The sequence below is a fragment of the Actinomadura meridiana genome, assembly GCF_039537545.1.
Taxonomy (GTDB): domain Bacteria; phylum Actinomycetota; class Actinomycetes; order Streptosporangiales; family Streptosporangiaceae; genus Spirillospora; species Spirillospora meridiana.
This window is the reverse complement of record NZ_BAABAS010000016.1, coordinates 26,751-45,506: the sequence shown is the minus strand read 5'-3', so window position 1 is coordinate 45,506 and position 18,756 is coordinate 26,751. Positions and strand designations below refer to the sequence as shown.

Here is an 18,756-nt window from a genome sequence, read left to right as displayed (position 1 = left end):
CTTGGGAACTCCCAAGTCAGGATGGTCACCATGGGCAGCGAACAGGGCTACCAGCGGCTGGCGCGAAACGCCGAACGCCGCGTGCTGGCCGGTGTGTGCACCGGAATCGGCCGCTACACCGGCATCGACCCCGTCGTCTTCCGCGTGGGGTTCGCCGTACTGGTCCTCGCGCACGGGCAGGGCGTCTTCCTCTACGTCGCGGCGGCGGTGCTGATGCCCGCGCGGCCGGGCGAGTCCGCGCTGGCCGAGCGGCTCCTCAAGCGGTGGTTCGACGCACCGGCCGTGCTGACGATCCTCGGCGCGCTGCTGACCGCCGGGGTCGTGTTCAGCCTCTTCGGCGCCGCCGTGACCGACACGGTCGCGCTGCTGGTCGTGTTCGGGCTGGCGCTGCTGGTCGCGCACTCGCGGGGCACGGACCTGGTGGCAGTGGCACGGTCCGTCCCGGAACGGCTCACCGGGCATCCACCGGCGCCGATGCCGGAACCGGCGCGGGCGGAGGCCGAGACGGCGACCGGCCTGCGCGAGGGCATGATCGACCTGGCCGCCTACTCGGCCGCGCACACCGGGGCCCCGCCGCTCGACGACCACGACACCCGCGACACCGGCGCCCGCGAGACTCGTTCGGCGAAGGGCGCGCCGCGCCCGGAGCGGGGCGGCTCCCCGGTGGCGGCGATCACGCTGCTGGGCGCGATGGCGGCGGGGGCGGCGATGATCCCCGTGGCGCGGGGATATCCGGCGCCGGACGCCTGGCTGATCATCATGGCGCCCGCGCTGGCCGTCGTCGGGTTCGGGCTCGTCCTCGGCGGCTGGTTCCGGACGCGGGGCCTCGTGGCGGCCGGGACCGTGCTGACCCTCGCCATGCTGACCACCTCGGTCGTGCGGGACGCGCCGCAGGGCGCCGAGTACGGCGAGATCGAGTGGCGGCCCACGGACGCCGCGCAGACGAACCAGGTGTACAAGGTCGGCGTCGGCCAGGGCGATCTGGACCTCACCTCGCTCACACTCGCCCCCGGGCAGCGCGTCACGATCGTCGCGGAGGTCGCGCTCGGCGGGCTGGACGTCACCGTCCCGTCGACGGCCCGGGTGCTGGTGGACGCCAGGGTCACGCTCGGCGACCTGCGCGTCGACCACCGGACGACCGGCGGGCCGCGGGCGAAGGTCGTCCGGACGCTGGAGCCCGAGGGCGGCCAGACGGGCGGCGAACCGCCGGTGATCGAGCTGCGGATACGCGGAAAGCTCAGCGATGTGAGCGTGAACCGTGGCTGACGAGCGGAAGGCTTGCGCGGCCGGACGGCGACGGTTCGACCCGTCCGGGCCCGTCACCGGGCTGTTCTTCCTGGCCCTCGCGGCGCTGTTCCTCGCCGCCGGCCTGTCGGGCGACGAGATCCTGACCCCCGAGGTGCTCGCCCCGGTGGTGCTGATCGGTCTCGGTCTGGTCGGGACGGTCCGGGTGCTGACCCGGTCACGGCGCCGGAACCTGCGTTGACGCCGTACCCGGGGGCTCGGTGCACCGGACTGTCAGGGACGCGCAGTAATCTGACCTCGACGGCAGGTGATCGAATCGAGGTTCGATGGCGGTTGATCCCGGCGAGGCGGAGGCGGACGGCATCGACGCGCTGCCCGGCTCCCGGTCCGCGCTGGATCCGGGGCGCGCCATCAAGCCGGGGCGGCACGGCCTCTCCCCCGAGACCGTCGCGACGATCCAGCGCGAGCGGCTGATCGACTCCTTCGTCCACGTCGTGTCGGAGCACGGCTACGCCCACACGACGATCAGCCGGGTCACCGACGGCGCGGGCGTCACCAAGAAGACCTTCTACGCGCACTTCACCGACCTGGACGGCTGTTTCCTCGCCGCCTACCTGCGCGGGACCGACATCCTGTTCCGCCGCATGACGGAGGCGTACGACGCGGCGCCGTCCTGGGCGGACGGGGTCCACGCGGCCCTGCGCACGATGCTCGCCACGCTCGGCCGCGAGCCGCGGTTCGCGCGCGCGTCGCTGGTCGAGGTGAACGCGGCGGGCCCCCAGGTCAGGGCGGCGCGCATCGAGGCCCTCACCCGGTTCCGGGTCTTCTTCTACGGGCCGTCCCTCGTCACCGGTGCTTTCTCCTGTGGTGGGTCGTCCCCCCACAGGAGAAACGCCCCGGTCGCCGTGGTCGACGCGATCGTCGGCGGCATCTACGGCGCGATCCACATGCAGATGGAGACGGGCGAGGCGAAGGAGTTGCCGTCGCTGTTGCCGTCCCTCACCTATTTCGCGCTGCTGCCCGTCATAGGCCGCGAGGACGCTTCCAGGTATCTGACGCCGCGTGCAGACTGACCGCGAACGCGGGTCCGGGGTTGGTCAGCGCGCACGGCCCGCCGTGCACCCTGGTCCGGTTGGCCCTCAGCGGGTGCTCGGTGACCCCGCACTCGGCGATCGTCACCTCGGCCAACTCACCCGCGATCAGCGTGCTGACCTCGCCATGGATGGTCCCGCCATGGCCGGGCGGCCAGGTGGTGAGCCACGTCTGGGCGTCCAGCGCGACGTGCGCGGGCCCGGCGGGGTCGAACTCGGCGAGCCGCCACCAGATCTCAGGCCGTCCGGCGAGGTCGGCGACACGACTGGCGAGTTGCCCGACGGTCGGCGGCCGGACGGTGAGCGCGCGGCCGTGCGGATCGTCCTGGCCGCGCATGGCGAGATCGGGAACCATGGGAGGTCCTTCGCGTACGTGTGTCTGCGGAATGAACAGGTCTGCTTGAGCGACTGATTCAGCGACAACACGAAGGACACAGCGCGCTGGCCACGCGGCCGAGGGCCACGGGGCTGTCAAAGAGGATGCGCGCCGACATGCGTACAAGAAGACACTCGGCGACCGGACCTGTCAAGCCGATCCCCCGGAGTCCCCCCGTTTCAGCGGCTGAGGACCACGTACGCGACCCAGGTCAGCACCAGCGTCACCGCCACCGACCCCAGACACCCCAGCCGAGACGAGGAAAAGAAGAACATAACGGCGCCCTACCCCGATAAGTGCAGTTTTCGCATGTGTCCGGGGCGTATCTCCGCCGGTCAGGACCGTGAACCCTTACCTGGTGGGCAGCAAAGTCCTGCGCGTGGGCCTGTTTTCGGGCGAAAGCCAAGAATTGCCAGCGGAGCCCATTACGGTCGGCTATGGGCCATCACGGACCGAGGTGGCCGAGATCAGAGGCTCCAGGAGAGCATGTGACCCCCCAAATCAGAACAGATAGCGCAGAAGCCGCGCATACGGAGGAATTGGACGCCCACCCCGACGTCCACCGGCCCACCGAGTCCGACGAGGACCAGATCCTCGCCGAGCTGTACGGCGACCCCGACGACGACGGGTTCTTCCGCGGGGAGGAGTCCGGGTGAGCGCCGCGAAGATGATCGCGGCGGCGCGCGGGACGATCGGCATGTCGGGCCGCCCGAACAAGATCACCAAGGAGTACGCGGAGCGGCACGGGGACGAGTTCCTCAGGGCCAGCTGGTGCGACATGGCCATTACCTACTGGGCGCGGCACAGCGGGAACGCCGCCGCCGCCCTGCCAGGCGGTGACCGCGCCTACGCCCCCTGGCACGCGGGGGATTTTCGGAAAGTCGGGCGGTGGCACAGCGGGACCACCGCAAGCGTGAACCAGGCGAAGCCCGGGGACATCGTGTTCTTCGACTGGGACGCCACCAACAACATAGGGGCGATCGACCACGTGGGCGTGGTCGAGAAGGTGCTCGGTGGTGGGCGGGTGCAGACCATCGAGGCCAACACCGACGACGCGGTGCGGCGCCGCGTCCGGGCCTCCGGCGTCATCGCCGGTTACGGACGCCCCGCGTACGGCGGCGGCTCCTGGACGGAGGACATCGTGAAGAAGCTGCCGGAACTGAACAAGGGCGACTCGGGCGAGCACGTGGAGAGCCTCCAGGGGCTGCTGCTGGCCCGCAGCCACCCGGAGATCCGCATGACCGGGCGGTTCGACGACACCACCGAGGCCGCCGTGAAGGCGGTGCAGCGGTGGGGCGGCGTCGCCGCCGACGGCGTCGTCGGCCCGAAGACCTGGCCCGTCCTGCTCCGCGTGAGCTAGGTCCCGCTTCGTGCACCAGCGCCACGCGTCGGCCATCCGCCGGTAAATAGGCCCCATCAGGCATGGTCCAGGACGTGACCGGCGTCATACGTTCTTAAGGTCGCCTTTCTTGGAGGTGGCCGATGACGCCGAGTCCACGCGGCCCTCCCGGGGACGTCTCATGCCGAGTCCACTCCGAGACGTCTCTGGGAGAACGCATGCCACGTATCCGTGTCGAGGTCGATGGGGCGACATACGAGGACGATGTCGAGCCCCGCCTCCTTCTGGTCCACTATCTGCGCGAACGGCTGGGGAAGATCGGTACCCCGGTCGGCTGCGACACCAGCAACTGCGGAGCCTGCACCGTCCTGCTGGACGGGATGAGCGTGAAGAGCTGCTCCGTGCTCGCCGTCCAGGCGGACGGCGGCGACGTCACGACCATCGAGGGCCTCGGCATGAACGGGACCTCCCATCCCATGCAGCGGGCCTTCCACGAGGAGCACGCGCTCCAGTGCGGCTACTGCACCCCCGGCATGATCATGGCGTCGCTCGACCTGCTGCGGGAGAACCCCGACCCGTCCGACGACGAGGTCCGGGAGGGTCTTGAGGGCAACCTGTGCCGCTGTACCGGGTACCAGAACATCGTCAAGGCCGTCCGGCGCGCGGCGCGGGAGATGCGGGAGCCCGCGGAGCGGGAGGTGACGCCGTGACGATCCAGGAGGTCGGCACCCCACGGAAACGGTCGGAGGACGCCCGGCTCATCACCGGCCAGACGAGGTGGACCGAGAACATCACTCCGGCGGGGACGCTCCACGTGATGTTCCTGCGCAGCCCCCACGCCCACGCGCGGATCGTGAACGTCGACACGTCGCAGGCCAAGGCACGTCCTGGCGTGGTGGCGGCGTTCAGCGGCGCCGATTTCGCCGAGGAGCAGGGCTCGCTGCCGTGCGCGTGGGTCGTCACCGACGACATGAAGCATCCGGACCATCCGCCCATGGCGGTGACAGAGGTGCGGTATGCCGGTGAGCCCGTGGCGTGTGTGGTCGCCAGAGACAGATACGCGGCGGCGGACGCTCTGGAAGACATCGACATCGACTACGAGCCGCTGCCGGTTGTGCTGGACATGAACGCGGCCGTCGCGGACGGCGCCGACCTCGTCCACGAGGATCTCGGCACCAACAAGTCCTACACGTGGGTGTTCGAGAACGGGGATCTGGACGCCGCGCTGCACGACGCCCCCGTCGTCATCGAACGCGAGTACGTGCAGCAGCGGTTGATCCCCTCTGCGATGGAGCCGCGTTCCGTGCTGTGCGTGCCGGACGCGGACGACTTCACGCTCTATTCGGCGACGCAGATCCCGCACATCCTGCGGTTGATGCTCGCCACGGTCACGGGGATCGCGGAACACCACATCCGCGTGGTGGCGCCGGACGTCGGCGGCGGGTTCGGCTCCAAACTCCAGGTGTACGGCGAGGAGGTCCTCGCGCTGTTGCTGGCCCGCAGGCTCGGGCGTCCGGTCAAGTGGACGGAGTCGCGCAGCGAGGGCAACATGACCGTCCACCACGGGCGCGACCAGATCCAGCGGTTGACGCTCGCGGCGGAGCGGGACGGACGGATTCGCGGGCTCAAAGTGAATCTGCTGGCCGACATGGGCGCGTACCTGATGCTCGTCACCCCCGGCATCCCGTTGCTGGGCGCATTCATGTTCAACGGCATCTACAAGATGGACGCCTACTCGTTCACCTGCGAGGGCGTGTTCACGACAAAGACGCCGACGGACGCCTACCGGGGCGCGGGAAGGCCAGAGGCCACCTACGCCATCGAGCGGATCATGGACGAGCTGGCCGCCGAGATCGGCGTCGACCCCATCGAGGTAAGGCGCCGCAACTGGATCGCCCACGAGGAGTTCCCTTACGAGACGATCGCGGGGCTCACCTACGACTCCGGCAACTACGAGGCCGCCACGGACAAGGCGCTTGAGCTTTTCCGTTACGACGAGCTGCGCGCCGAGCAGGCCGCACGGCGCGAAGCGCAGGACCCGGTACAGCTCGGCATCGGCGTTTCGACGTTCACGGAGATGTGCGGTCTCGCACCGTCTCGCGTTCTGGGTTCGCTGTCGTATGGCGCGGGCGGCTGGGAACACGCTTCGGTGCGCGTCCTGCCGTCCGGCAAGATCGAGGTGATCACCGGGACGTCCCCACACGGGCAGGGCCACGAGACGGCGTGGGCGCAGATCACCGCCGACCGGCTCGGCGTGCCGTTCGAGGACGTGAAGGTCCTGCACGGCGACACGGCGATCTCGCCCAAGGGCATGGACACCTACGGGTCGCGGTCGCTCGCCGTCGGCGGGGTCGCGCTGTTCTCGGCCTGCGGCAAGGTGATCGAGAAGGCGCGCGTGGTCGCGGCGCATCTGCTGGAGGCCGCCGAACAGGACCTGGAGTTCGCCGAGGGCCGGTTCAGCGTCCGGGGCGTCCCGGAGGAGAGCAGGACGATCCAGGAGGTCGCGCTGGCCGCGTTCGCCGCGCACGATCTGCCGGACGGCCTCGAACCGTCGCTGGACGCCGACGCCACGTTCGACCCGGAGAACTTCTCCTTCCCGCACGGCACGCACCTGTGCGCCGCCGACGTCGACACCGAGACGGGAATGGTGAAGATCCGCACCTATGTGGCCGTGGACGACGTCGGGAAGGTCGTCAACCCCCTCATCGTGGAGGGACAGGTGCACGGCGGGCTCGCGCAGGGCATCGCGCAGGCACTGTTCGAGGAGGCCGTGTACGACGCGGACGGCAATCTGACCACGACCACCATGGCGGACTATCTGGTTCCGTCCGCCGCCGACCTGCCGACGTTCACGACCGACCGCACGGAGACGCCCGCGACGTCCAATCCGATGGGTGTGAAGGGTGTCGGAGAGGCGGGCACGATCGCGTCCACCCCGGCGGTGGTCAACGCGGTCGTGGACGCGCTTCGCCCCTACGGCGTGCACGACGTACCCATGCCGTGCACACCCGAACGGGTGTGGCGGGCCGCACGCTCGGGAGGTGCGCGATGATTCCGGCGACGTTCGACTACGCGCGGCCCGCGTCGGTGGACGACGCCGTCCGGGCCCTGTCCGACGCGGGCGAGGACGCCAAGGTGCTCGCCGGTGGGCAGAGCCTGATGCCGTTGCTGCGGCTGCGGCTCGCCGTCCCCGACGCGCTGATCGACCTCGGCCGGATCGCGGCGCTCCGCGAGATCAGGGACGAGGGCGACGCGCTGCTCATCGGCGCGATGGCGACGCACCACCAGGTGATCCGCGACCCGCTGGTCCGCGAGCACGCCCCGCTGATCGCGCGGACCGTGCGAATAGTCGCGGACCCGGCCGTCCGGCATCGCGGCACGTTCGGCGGGTCGCTGGCGCACGCCGACCCGGCGGGCGACCTCCCGGCGGTCGCGCTGGCACTGGACGCGGTGTTCCTCGTCCGGTCGGCGCGCGGTGAACGGGAGATCCCCGCGTCGGCGTTCTTCGTCGACTGGCTGACGTCCGCGTTGGAGCCGGACGAACTCCTGGTCGGCATCCGGATCCCCAAGCTGGGCGCCGGGTGGGGCGTGCACTACGAGAAGTTCCACCGGACGGCGCAGGCGTGGGCCATCGTCGGAGTGGCGTGCGCGGTGCGCCGCAATGGCAGCACGGTCGAGGACGCACGTGTCGCGCTGACCAACATGGGTCCCGCGCCGGTGCGGGCCAGTGCGGTGGAGATCGCGGTCAGGAGCCGTCCCGTGGCGGGCGACTCGTTCCGTGCCGCCGCCGAACACGCGGCAGAGGGCACGACACCGCCGACCGACCTCCACGGGTCGTCGGACTACCGGTCTCATCTCGCGACGGTGCTCACCGCGCGGGCGCTCCAGACCGCCGCCATCTAGCCTTTCGTTCGCGTTTGGCTGTCTGTGGCCGGGTACCTCCCGATTTCGGGTACCCGGCCCCGACTGGCGAGTGGACGGGCCACCGCCGTAAGGTCACGTCACGGGCAAGCTCTCCGGACGACAAGGACAACGATCATGGAACTCGACCACGATTTCGCCGTCCCCGTACCGGTGGATCAGGCCTGGCGAGTGCTGCTCGACGTGGAGCGCGTCGCGACCTGCATGCCTGGCGCGACCCTCGACTCCGTCGACGGCGACGAGTACAAGGGCCGGATGAAGGTCAAGGTCGGCGCGATGACCATCACCTACCGGGGCACCGCGCGGATCGTGTCGGCGGACGAGTCGTCCCGCACGGTAACCTTGGAGGCGTCCGGCAAGGAGGCCCGCGGCTCGGGGACGGCGTCGTCCACCGTCCAGGCGAAGCTGCACGAGGAGCAGGACGGCACGACCCGGGTGACCGTCCACACCAAGCTGAACGTGACGGGACGCCCCGCTCAGTTCGGCCGCGGCATCCTCGCAGAGGTCGGCGCCAAGATCATCACAAGGTTCGCGAAGGCACTGGCGGAGGAACTCGAATCTCCCACCGAACCCGAACCCGAACCCGAACCCGAACCCCAGGCCGCGTCCGAACCCGAGCCCCAGGCCGAAAGCCCGGTGGAGACGGTGGAGACGGAAACCGCGAAGTCCGAAGAGTCCGAAAAGACCAAGCAGCCCGCGAAGGCCGAGCAGCCCAAGAAGACTGAGCAGCCCAAGAAGACTGAGAGGCCGCCGTTGCGGGTGGCGCGGGAGGACGACGCGATCGACCTGATGGAGGTCGCGGGCCCGTCCGTCGCCAAGCGGGCCGCCCCCGTGGTCGGCGGGCTGGTCGCGCTGCTGCTGGGCGTCCGGTTCATCCGTCGTCGTCGCCGCAAGAAGCGCTGACGTCAAACAACGGTCAACGATGTGCCGTCAGGCGGCCAGGTCGGTGGAACCCACCGCCGTCCATGCCGTCGGCTGGTGGCGTGGACACCATCGAGCTCCGGCGGATCGCACGGATCGAGAACGACAACTGGTGGTACCGGGAGCGCCGGGAGATCATTTCCGCTGAGCTGCTGCGGTTCAGCATGCCGGGCGCGGCCGTGGACATCGGTGCGGCGGCGGGCGCCGCGTCCCGGGTGCTCGCCGAGCACGGCTGGGACGCCACCGCGATCGACCTGAGCCCGGAGGCCGTCGCGCTGGCGCGCGGTCACGGCGTGGACGCCCACGAGGGTGACGCCCGCTACCTGCCGCTTCCCCCGGAGCGGTTCGATCTGGCGCTCGCCCTGGACGTCCTGGAGTACATAGAGGACGACGCGCGGGCGGCGGCGGAGATCGCGCGGGTGCTGAAGCCGGGCGGGACGGCGTTGCTGTCCGTCCCGTGCGACATGGCGATGTGGTCGGCGCACGACGTGGCTCTCGGCCGGGTCCGCCGCTACAGTCGCCCGGGGTTCGTGGAGCTCGTCGAGGGCGCGGGGCTGGTGCTGGAGCGGGTGTGGAGCCGGGGCGTCCTGCTCCGCCCGTTCCTGCGGCGTCTCAGGCATCGCACGGTTCGCCGGGAGGATCTCGCTCCGTTGCGCCCGGCCGTCAACGAGGCGCTGCGCGTCGCGGCCGTGTTGGAGCGACGGCTGCCGATCTGCGGGTGGCCGGGCGTCGAGCTGGTCGCGCGGGCTCGCCGACCCGGCTGACCCGCGTCACCGGGGCCCTAGGCGACGTCGTCCGGCCAGTCCTCGGGCTCGGCGACCCATCCGGCGAGCAGGACGAGGCTGCTCGGCCGGTGCCAGACGAGGAAGCCGAACGGCCGGTCGAACGTCACGTCCAGGACCTGCGCCTCCGCCATCGGGACGCCCGCCGCCGCCACGGCCATCGCCGTGACCGCCGCCGCGCGGAACCCCTCGGCGCTGAAGGTGGCGGTGACGTCCTGCGCCGCCTGGCCGACGGCCAGGGGGGTCCGGCTGATCCCGGGCAGGTGGCCGCGGCCGTCGAGGGTGGAGACGGTCTCCAGCCCGAACACCCCGGCGCGGGACAGCAGGTCGTGCTGGACGTCGATGTCGAAGCGCACGGCGGTCGCACGCAAGGTGGTGTGCGGTTCGTACGCGGTGATCCTGTCGATCCGCAGGCCGGGCGTCTGTCTGGCCAGGGTCCGGTCGAGCAGTCGTTCGCCCCGGCGGAGGCGGTGTTCGCCGTCGATGGCCGCCACGGCCGCCGCGAGCACCTCGCCGGGCGCGCGGTGGGGTTCGCCCATGCAGAGGGTCACGTCGATGTCGTCCTCGCCCTGGGTGGTGAGGAGGGTGACGGGGCCCGCCGGGGTGTCCGGCACGAGGGCGAGCCGGGTGACGTCGGGGCTGGTGTGGGTCAGGCCCGCCACGTCCTTGGCGCGTCCCGCCCACGGGCCCTCGGCGGGCTTGAGCGGGACGTCCTGGAACGGCTCCCGCCACTTCGTGTCGATGGTCAGCGCGGTGGCGAGCACGAGCGCGGTGTCGGGCCGGACCTGGACCGGCATCCGGGTCAACCGGTCGGCGGTGTTCCGCTGGACCCATTCGTCCAGCCTGGACTGGTCGGCGGCGGGCTCCCCGCTCAGCTCGCCGCGCGCCTCGGTGGGGACGATCTTCTGCCACCACGGTTCGACGGCGAGTCCCGCGTGCGTCCACACGCCGAGCGCGGCGGCGGTGGCGGCGGTCCGCAGCAGGCTCACCGCGACGCGCGCCTGCCGGTCGGCCCCGGCGGCGTCGATGCCGATGGCGCGCTGGAGTTCCGCCCGGCCGGGTTCGCGGGCGGCGGCGGCCAGGAACGCCAGCAGCGGCCACACCCCGGCGCCGGACAGGACGGTGGTCGTGCCGTCGCAGGCGTCCTTGGCCCACCGCGCCGTCAGGGCGTTGGACGCGGGGACGAATTCACCACTCATGCGCTCACGCTCTCCTCTGCCGTCGGCGGGCGGAGGTAGCTTAGCGCGGAGCTAGGCTCCGTTGATCATGGCGCCGAAGACCTCGTCGACGACCCTCGCGGCGGCCTGGCCGTCGTCGTGCGGGCAGTACTTCACGAAGAAGCGGTCGTAGCCGTCGGCGTAGTCGTCCTCGGATCCCGGTGCCCGTTTGACCGCCTCGGCGACCTCCGCGGACGTCGTCGCGATCGGGCCGGGCGCCTCCGCCTCCAGGTCGATGGACAGGCCGCGCACGTGGTCGCGGTAGCGCGCCAGGTCGTAGGTGTAGAGGACGATCGGCCTTCCCAGAACCGCGAAGTCCACCATGGCGGACGAGTAGTCCGTGACGAGAACGTCGGCGGCCATGTACAGGTCGGCGATATCTGGGTAGCGGGACATGTCGACTAGGAAGTCGTCCGTCGCGGGACGGTTCTGGTCGGTGATGAAGTGGTGCGTCCGCAGAAGGAGGACGTGGTCTTCGCCCAGGGCCCGACGAAGGGTTTCCACATCCAGCTCAAGGGAGAACCCGCACTGGCCAGGCGCGTGGTGCCGGTCGTCCCGCCAGGTGGGGGCGTAGAGGACGACCTTCTTGTCGTCCGCGATTCCGAGGCGCTTGCGGATGTGCGACCCGAAGCTCTCCCACTCGGGGGTGCTCAGGATGTCGTTGCGCGGGTAGCCGGTCTCCAGGACGTCGCCGTCGTAGCGGAACGCACGCCGCATCACCTGGGTGGCGAACGGGCTCGGCGACAGCAGCAGATCCCACCGTGACGCTTCCCGTTCCATCCAGTCGAGCCGTTCCGACCGGTAGTAGGGGATGTCCTTGAGGTCGTGGGCGAGGCGCTTCAGTGGGGTGCCGTGCCAGGTCTGGACGCAGGTCTGGCCGTCCCGCTTGACGTACCACGGCGGCAACCCGTGGTTGGTGACCACGTAGCGGGCACGGGCGAGGACGCGGTAGTGCTCGCGGCTTCCCGCCAAGACGATCCTGGCTTTTCCGTCGACCGTGAACTGTCCGTCCTGGGAAATCCACACGCATTCCAGTTCGGGCTTGCGGCGGGCCAGTTCCTCGTAGATGGCCCTGGGGTTGCAGCTGTACTGGGTGCCGCCGTGGCAGTCGAACACGGCGGTGTCGCAGAGGGGGCTCCGCAGGTAGACGGGGTAGTCGCGCTGCTGGAGGAGTGCTTGCGCGTGGGCTCCGCGTTCACCGTCCTCTAGGGCGGGACGGCTGCGGAACCGCACCGCGTCCGTCTGGTACACGCCGACATCGAATTCGTGCGTTCCCTCGGTTCGCCAACCAGGCAGGCTGGGGATGGCCTCCCGTTCTGCGACGACGGCCGCCTCTCCCGAGCGTGTGCGCGCCAGCAGGTCCCACGTGCCGCTGCTCAAAGGCAGGTCCGTACCAAAGACGGTCATCGCACCGGGCGTGATGGCGGCGGTGAACCGGCGGCCCTTCCAGGTGACCGGGACCTGGTGCTCGTCGCCCGACCGGCGCCGTCGCAGGACGAAGTGGTCCGGCCGGTCGGCCTGGTCCGCGACGTCGCCCGTCAGGGTGAGGACGCCGGTCTCGTCCCATTCGGCCGCCATCACCACCGGACGGACGCCGCGTTCGACGCCCCGCAGGTTCCCGAACGCGGTCCGGGTGAGCGCGAACTCCCGTCCTCCGGTGGGCAGCGCGTAGCGGGCGGCGCGGAGGTGCCGCGCGACGGTGAGCCTCATCGGGCCGCCCTCGCCGGTCAGGCGGATGTCCCAGTCGATGGCGTCCAGCAGGTGGTGGCATTCGCCTCGCTCGTGGTCGCGTCCGTCCGGGACGGAGACCAGGCTCGCCATCGGCAGCTTCGCCGTGAAGTCGAAACCCGTGCCCGCCGCCAAGCGCAGGACGGTCGACTGGCGGACCGTCACCTCGGCGTGGACCTCCGCGCCGCCGTGCCGCCGGGCGGCGATCAGGGCGGCCCCGGCGCCGAGCGCGCACCGGGTCCAGCCGGTCAGTTCGAGGGTGTCGCCGTCGTGGCGGATCCCGGTGAGGACGGCCTTGGCCTGCTTGACGTGCACGACGAACACGTCGTCGTCGCCCGCCGCCGGTTGGACGGCCACGTACTCGTCCACCTGCCGGGCGACCGTCCACCGCACGGCCGTGTTCTCCGCCGTCAACCGCCGGACGGCCTTGCGTCCCGCCATCGACACTTCCGCGAACAGCTCGTAGGTGGCGGTTCGCCATTCGTCGCCGTCCAGGAGGTAGTCGGGCTCCACCCGCACGGAGAAACCGGACCAGTCGTAGGACACGGTCGACTGCGCGGAATGGGCGGTGGCCTCCGGGCAGTACGCGCGCTCCACCGGCAGCCGTATTTCTTTGCCCGTCTTCACGTCGCGCATCCAGACGCGGATACGGGAGTCCGCCGACGACGACACATCGAACCGGTCGAAGTGAGCGTGCCCGTCGACGACGAGAGTGTCGGCGTCCCAGGTGACGCGGTCGATCTCGGCGTGGAGGCGGACCTCGTCGGTGACGTCGTACAGATCCTCCGGTATGCCACGTTCCACATCGCCGTAGAACGGATAGCGGGCGTGCCAGCGCTGCCGCAGGCGGCCCTGTTGGGCGATCGGGACGTCCCCCAGGCCGATCTCCTCGAAGCGGACCACGTCCAAGAGTTCGGACAGCATCCGTTCGCGCAGGAGATGCGTCTCCAACCGCCTGATCGACGGCAGCCCGTCCGCTGCGGAACGGTCCATGGACGCGACGGCCTCGGCCCCCAACTCGGCCAGTCGTTCGCGTTCCTGCCAGGTCGCCCCGGGCAAGGCGAGGATCAGCGCGCGCACGTCCAGGTCCAGGGCGTACCTGTCGTGGACGGTCAACAGTTCCGGTGCGTGGTCGTCGACGAACTTCCGGACGTTGAAGAGGGCCACCATCCGGTCGGTGATGCCCGCCGGGTCGTGACGCAGCCGGGTCGCCGTCCCCGGACGGTCCCGCCAGTAGTAAACGGGTACGTCGAGCACGTCCACGGCATCGGCAAGGAGCTGGGCCTGCACGGCGGCGAACCCGTCCTGCGTCGTCGTCGGGAGTGGGAAGCGGTAGGCGTCCCAGAAGGTGCGCCGGAACAGTTTGTTGCGCACCAGCCTGTCTTGCATGAGCGCGGTGTGACGGGTCACGTGCGTTGATTTCAGGGTCGCGGCATAGGGCTCGCGGTGCGTCAGGGATTGGCGGACCTGCGTCCCGTCCAAGCGCAGGACGTTGCCGCCGACGAAATCGGCTCCGGTGTCCTCCAGCGTGCGGACCATGAGTTCGTAGGCGTAGGGCGGCACCACGTCGTCGCCGTCCACGAACGCCAGGTAGGAGCCCTCGGCCTGCTCGATGACGGTGTCCAGCCCGCCGGACGGCTGGAGCAGCGCGAACCGGTCGTCGAGTTCGGCGAAGTCCTCCGCGACGGGCGGGCTGCCGTGCTCCGGCCGTTCGTCCACCATCAGCACCTCAAGGTCGCGCAGCGTCTGCCCGGCCAGGGACTTCAGGCATTCCGCCAGGTGCGCCCCGGTGTCGCGGAACGGGACGACGATGCTGATCTGAGGTGACACGAGCGGCTCCGTGGTGGGTGTTTCAGTGGGTGGGCGTGAGGACCCGGTCGAGCACACGGGAGGCGGCGTGGCCGTCGTCGTGCGGGCAGTACCGGGCGGCGAACGCGGCGCGGGCGTCCCGGAACCCGGCGCCGAGCGCGACCGGGTCGCGCAGCGCGTCCACGACCTCCTGGGAGGTGCTCAGCAGTGGGCCCGGTGCCTCGGCGTCGAAGTCGAAGTAGAAACCGCGCACATGGTCGCGGTAGCGCTCAAGGTCGTAGGTGAAGAAGACCATCGGGCGGCCGGTGACGGCGAAGTCGAACATGGCCGACGAGTAGTCCGTGACCAGCACGTCACTGACGAGGAACAGTTCGGAGATGTCCGGGTAGACGGAAACGTCGATGACGCAGTCGCCGGGACGCAGCTTCGGCCGGTCGGTCACGAGGTAGTGGGTGCGCAGCAGTAGGACGTGGTCATGCCCCAGCGCGCTCCGGAACCGATCGAGGTCGAATTCGAGGCGGAACGCCCGCTTGCCGATCGCCAGATGGAAGTCGTCCCGCCAGGTCGGCGCGTACAGGACGACCTTCTTCCCTTCCGGGATGCCGAGGCGTCGGCGGACGGATGCCGCGATCTCTCCGCTGTGCGGGCTGCTGAGCAGGTCGTTGCGCGGGTAGCCGCTGACGAGAACCTCACCGTTGTAGCCGAACGCGCGCCGGAACAGCGGCACGGAGAACGCGTTCTGCGAAATGAGCAGATCCCACTGGGGAACGTCGTACTCCATCCAGTCGACGCCCTCGGTGCGCTTGTACGGCATCTGTTTGACGTCGTAGCCGAGCTTCTTCAGCGGCGTCCCGTGCCAGCACTGCACATACGTCTGTTCGTCGCGTTTGGTGAACCATTCCTGCTGCGACCAGTTGCCGAACACGTAGCGCGCGCGGGCCAGGACCTCGTAGTGCTCCCGCGTCCCCGCGAGGACGGTCCGGGCACCAGCGGGCTTACCGAACTGGCCGTTCTCGGTGACCCACACGCACTCAAGGTCGGTCCCGCGTCTTCGTAGCTCTTCATAGATACCGCGCGGGTTGCACGAATACTGGCGCCCCTTGTAGGCGTCGAACACGGCCAGGTCGCGCATGGGCAGGTTCAGGTGGCGCCGATAGTGCCCGGACCGGATCCGGCTCTGCGCGTAGGCTCCGCGTTCGTCGTCGTCCAAGGCGGTCTCGATGAGGAACTGCAACTGGTCGGTCTTCTGGGCGCGCACCGTGATCCGGTGCAGTCCCGCCTCGAACGGCTCCGGCAGTTCCCGGAGGGTGTGCCGCCTGACGACGACCGGCCGTTCCTTCCCACCGACCGCCGCGACGACGTCCCAACGGCCGGAGACCAGCGGACGGGCCACCCCGAGCACCGGCATGCGCGCGGGACAGAACTTGGCGGCGAAACGGTCGCCGTCCCAGCGCAGCGCCACCGCGTGCTCCTCCGACGACCGCCGCCGCCGCAGGATCAGCGCGTCGGGCCGTCCGGCGTGGTCGGTGCACGTTCCCTCCAGGTAGAGGGCACCGTCGGGCGACCAGGACAGCGCGTCCACGGCCAAGGCCCGTTCGCGGACGACGATGCGTAGCGTGCTGCGTCGCGTCCTGGCGAGTTCCACCTCCCCACCGGGGACGCCGAACACGATCCCGGCCGCGCGCTCCACCAGGTAGGGCCGCACGTCGTCCGGCAGGGCTATCTCCCAGTCGCCGGGACGCTTCATCAACCCGGCCACCGGCAGTCGCGCCCTGAACCCGTGGCTCTGGAGCCCGTCGTCGTGGGTTTCGGTCTTGCCGGACGGCTCGATCGGGCCCGCGACCTTGCCGCGTCCGATCCTGGGCACGGCGACGATCCTGGACTCCTCGCCGATGGGGGTCCGGCTCCAGCCGTCCAGCCGCAGTTCGCCTCTCTCCAGTCGGCAGCCGACCACGGCCGCCGCCGTCCGCCGCACCTGGAGCACGAACCGGTGCCTGCCCGCGACGCCCTGGACGAGCACGCCGGGCGCGCACTCCCGGTCGTCCGGCCACTGGCGGCAGGTCAGCCTCGGGTTGGAGAACGTGGTCCGCCGCCGCAGCCCACGGTTGACGATCTCGACGCACGGGATCCAGTCGACGTCCCGGAAACGTCCGAACATCCGCAGCGACGCGGGGTCGATCTCGGCCACGAACCCGGACCAGTCGTAGGACACCCCCGACTGCCGTGACCGCGCGGTCACGTCCGGTCTGCGGACCCGCTGGATCGGCACGCGCATCAGACCGCGCTTGTTCGACGCCAGCAGCCACACGCGGATGCGGGAATCGTCCTCGGTCGAGGAGTCCAGGTGCCGGATGTAGGCGTGCCCCTCGACGCGGAGCCGCCCGTCCACCCACTCGGCCCTGTCGATCGCCGCGTACGGCCTCAGCTCGGCGGTCACGTCGTACACGTCCAGCGGGACGGCGCGCTCCTCGTCCTCGAAGAACGGGTACTCCGCGTACCAGTGGCGCCGCATACCCCGCCGCACCCTCGGCGCGTCCCCCACCTTCCGCAACTGGACGAACCGCAGCACCTCCAGCAGCTCCGGCAGCATCCGGCGGCGCAGCAGGTGCAGTTGCAGGCGCGTGATCGCGGGAACCCGCCGCAGCACCCGGGGGCCGATGTGCCGTGCCAGCTCCGCGCCGATCGCGACGAGGTCGCCCCCGTGCTCGTCCGGCGTTCTGGGCAGTGCCTCGAACAGGACGCGCAACTCGATCCCGATAAGCGCGTGTTCGTCGTAGGCGTCCAGGAGCCGTGGCGCGTACTCGACCATCTCTTCCCGCAGCACGCGCGCAGAAGCGAGACGTTGCGTGAGGTTGTCCCAGTCGTAGCGGTCCTCGGTGATGGAGCCCGGCCGTTTGCGCCAGTAATAGACCGTCTCGCTCAGCACGTCCACGGAACGGGCCAGCGCGTGCGCGCGCGCCGTGACGGGCGGGTCCTCGTAGTAGCCCTTAGGGAACTGCAAGCCGACCCGGTCCCAGAACTCACGCCGGTACACCTTGTTCCACGGCGTCCGGTCGCGCATCAGAATCGGCTTGGACGACACATGCGTCCTCGAACACGGCTCCGTGAAAACGCCGTCGTGCAGGTGGGACTGCCAGTCGCGGTCGGCGTCCATCCGGTGCACGTTCCCGGACGCGAGGTCGGACCCCGTCCGCTCCAGCGACGCGACCAGCCGCGCGTAGGCGTCGCGTCCGACCACGTCATCGGCGTCGGCGAACGCCAGGAACTCGCCCCGCGCGTGCCGCACTCCCGCGTTGCGCGCAGGGCCGGGGCCCTCGTTGTCCCGCGTCACCAGCCGGAACCGCGCGTCGCGCCCGCACAGCTCCTTGGCGATCACGGCGCCGTTGTCGGTGGACCCGTCGTCCACCATGATCACTTCAAGGTCGCGCAGCGTCTGGTCGGCCAGCGACTCCAGACACTCCCGGAAGAACTCCTCGGTGTTGTGGAACGGCACGACGACGCTGAGCTTCGGGGACATGGGGCCTCCTCCTCGCCCCACCGAGCATGGTGACGTCGCGTCACGTTCTGAACGCGCATCGCGATTGCCAGGCCGTCCCCTGACGTAGACTTGACCTCGTCTGGCCGCCGTTTACCGGGGGGTGACCGACCCGGCGGGACGCACCCCGGGCCCGGCGCCCGACTCGGCGACCGCGTCGCGCACGCACCCCGCGAGGGCCTCGAACTCGTCGGCGCGCGGCGACGTCGTCCGGAACCCGAGCCCGATCCGGCGGAACGGCGCGGGCGCCGCGAACCGGTGCAGCGACAGGTTCGGCGCGTGGCGCGTCTCCACCGCCAGCGCCGTCTCCGGGACGAGCGTCACCCCGAGCCCGCCCGACACGAGCTGCACCAGCGTCGCCAGGCTCGTCGCGTAGGTGGCGGCGGCCCGCGCGCCGACCTCCCGGCACACCTCCAGGGACTGGTCGCGCAGGCAGTGCCCCTCATTGAGCAGGATCACGTCCATATCGCCCAGCACCGTCCGGGGAACACCAGCGGACGCCAGCTCGAACTCGGCGGGCTCGGCGAGGACGGCCTCGGCCCGCCGCGCCACCCGCCGCCCGGCGGGCGTCAGCAGCACCTTGCGGGTCGTCCGCTCGACGAGCCGCGTCCCGAGGGTGTCCTCCAGCGCGGCGACCGCGCCGGACAGTGCGGGCTGGCTCATCCGCAGCGCCGCCGCGGCGTCCCGAAAATGCAGATGCTCCGCGAGCGCCAAGAACGCCCGCAACTGCGCCACCGTCGGTCTACTGATCGCCATCCCACCAGCAAGATTACCGAGGCCCTGCCAGCCGGA

At 70.5% G+C, this 18,756-nt stretch carries 15 protein-coding genes; 10 read left to right on the top strand and 5 right to left on the bottom strand.

The window, feature by feature from the left end; genetic code table 11:
• Positions 1-30: 30 nt before the first annotated feature.
• The 3 genes from ABD808_RS23615 (at position 31) to ABD808_RS23605 (ending at position 2,318) form a co-directional block, all read left to right on the top strand.
• Positions 31-1,266: a PspC domain-containing protein gene (locus ABD808_RS23615; RefSeq protein WP_344900276.1), complete on the top strand. Its 1,236-nt coding sequence runs from the start codon at positions 31-33 to the stop codon at positions 1,264-1,266.
• Positions 1,259-1,486 carry a hypothetical protein gene (locus ABD808_RS23610; protein ID WP_344900274.1) on the top strand — a complete coding sequence of 76 codons (228 nt, stop codon included), beginning with the start codon at positions 1,259-1,261 and terminating at the stop codon, positions 1,484-1,486. Before ABD808_RS23615 ends, ABD808_RS23610 begins: the two co-directional genes overlap by 8 nt.
• Positions 1,487-1,571: 85 nt before the next feature.
• On the top strand, positions 1,572-2,318 hold the full coding sequence (locus tag ABD808_RS23605) for a TetR/AcrR family transcriptional regulator (RefSeq protein WP_344900272.1): 747 nt from the start codon (positions 1,572-1,574) through the stop codon (positions 2,316-2,318).
• On the opposite strand, the gene ABD808_RS23600 is transcribed toward ABD808_RS23605, so the two are convergent.
• Positions 2,269-2,691 (bottom strand): cupin domain-containing protein, encoded by a 423-nt coding sequence (locus ABD808_RS23600; RefSeq protein ID WP_344900270.1) that lies wholly within the window; start codon positions 2,689-2,691, stop codon positions 2,269-2,271. The two genes, ABD808_RS23605 and ABD808_RS23600, sit on opposite strands and share 50 nt — an antisense overlap.
• Before the next feature lie 509 nt (positions 2,692-3,200).
• Here ABD808_RS23600 and ABD808_RS23595 point away from each other — a divergent pair.
• The 7 genes from ABD808_RS23595 to ABD808_RS23565 all read left to right on the top strand — a co-directional run bounded on the left by ABD808_RS23595 (position 3,201) and on the right by ABD808_RS23565 (position 9,657).
• Positions 3,201-3,368, top strand: a complete 168-nt coding sequence (locus tag ABD808_RS23595) for a hypothetical protein (RefSeq protein WP_344900268.1) — start codon at positions 3,201-3,203, stop codon at positions 3,366-3,368.
• The gene (locus tag ABD808_RS23590) at positions 3,365-4,072 is read left to right on the top strand and encodes a peptidoglycan-binding protein (protein ID WP_344900266.1); all 708 of its coding nucleotides are present in this window, start codon (positions 3,365-3,367) and stop codon (positions 4,070-4,072) included. Before ABD808_RS23595 ends, ABD808_RS23590 begins: the two co-directional genes overlap by 4 nt.
• A 197-nt stretch (positions 4,073-4,269) precedes the next feature.
• Positions 4,270-4,761, top strand: coding sequence for a (2Fe-2S)-binding protein (locus ABD808_RS23585; RefSeq protein ID WP_344900264.1), 492 nt, complete (start codon positions 4,270-4,272; stop codon positions 4,759-4,761).
• Positions 4,758-7,103 (top strand): xanthine dehydrogenase family protein molybdopterin-binding subunit, encoded by a 2,346-nt coding sequence (locus ABD808_RS23580; protein WP_344900262.1) that lies wholly within the window; start codon positions 4,758-4,760, stop codon positions 7,101-7,103. The genes ABD808_RS23585 and ABD808_RS23580 overlap by 4 nt, the downstream gene beginning before the upstream one ends.
• Positions 7,100-7,954 carry an FAD binding domain-containing protein gene (locus ABD808_RS23575; protein ID WP_344900260.1) on the top strand — a complete coding sequence of 285 codons (855 nt, stop codon included), beginning with the start codon at positions 7,100-7,102 and terminating at the stop codon, positions 7,952-7,954. The genes ABD808_RS23580 and ABD808_RS23575 overlap by 4 nt, the downstream gene beginning before the upstream one ends.
• A 135-nt stretch (positions 7,955-8,089) precedes the next feature.
• The gene (locus ABD808_RS23570) at positions 8,090-8,875 is read left to right on the top strand and encodes an SRPBCC family protein (protein WP_344900258.1); all 786 of its coding nucleotides are present in this window, start codon (positions 8,090-8,092) and stop codon (positions 8,873-8,875) included.
• A gap of 80 nt (positions 8,876-8,955) precedes the next feature.
• Entirely contained in the window at positions 8,956-9,657 is a 702-nt protein-coding gene (locus tag ABD808_RS23565) for a class I SAM-dependent methyltransferase (protein ID WP_344900256.1), read from the top strand.
• 17 nt (positions 9,658-9,674) lie between these two features.
• Here ABD808_RS23565 and ABD808_RS23560 read toward each other — a convergent pair whose 3' ends face one another.
• From ABD808_RS23560 to ABD808_RS23545, 4 genes are all read right to left on the bottom strand, one after another.
• Positions 9,675-10,874 carry a serpin family protein gene (locus ABD808_RS23560; RefSeq protein ID WP_344900254.1) on the bottom strand — a complete coding sequence of 400 codons (1,200 nt, stop codon included), beginning with the start codon at positions 10,872-10,874 and terminating at the stop codon, positions 9,675-9,677.
• 51 nt (positions 10,875-10,925) lie between these two features.
• Positions 10,926-14,450, bottom strand: a complete 3,525-nt coding sequence (locus tag ABD808_RS23555; protein ID WP_344900252.1) for a bifunctional glycosyltransferase/CDP-glycerol:glycerophosphate glycerophosphotransferase — start codon at positions 14,448-14,450, stop codon at positions 10,926-10,928.
• 22 nt (positions 14,451-14,472) lie between these two features.
• Complete coding sequence (locus ABD808_RS23550) at positions 14,473-17,946, bottom strand: bifunctional glycosyltransferase/CDP-glycerol:glycerophosphate glycerophosphotransferase (protein WP_344900250.1); 3,474 nt, start codon at positions 17,944-17,946, stop codon at positions 14,473-14,475.
• Between the two features lie 111 nt (positions 17,947-18,057).
• Entirely contained in the window at positions 18,058-18,720 is a 663-nt protein-coding gene (locus tag ABD808_RS23545; RefSeq protein WP_344900248.1) for a LysR family transcriptional regulator, read from the bottom strand.
• Positions 18,721-18,756: the final 36 nt, after the last annotated feature.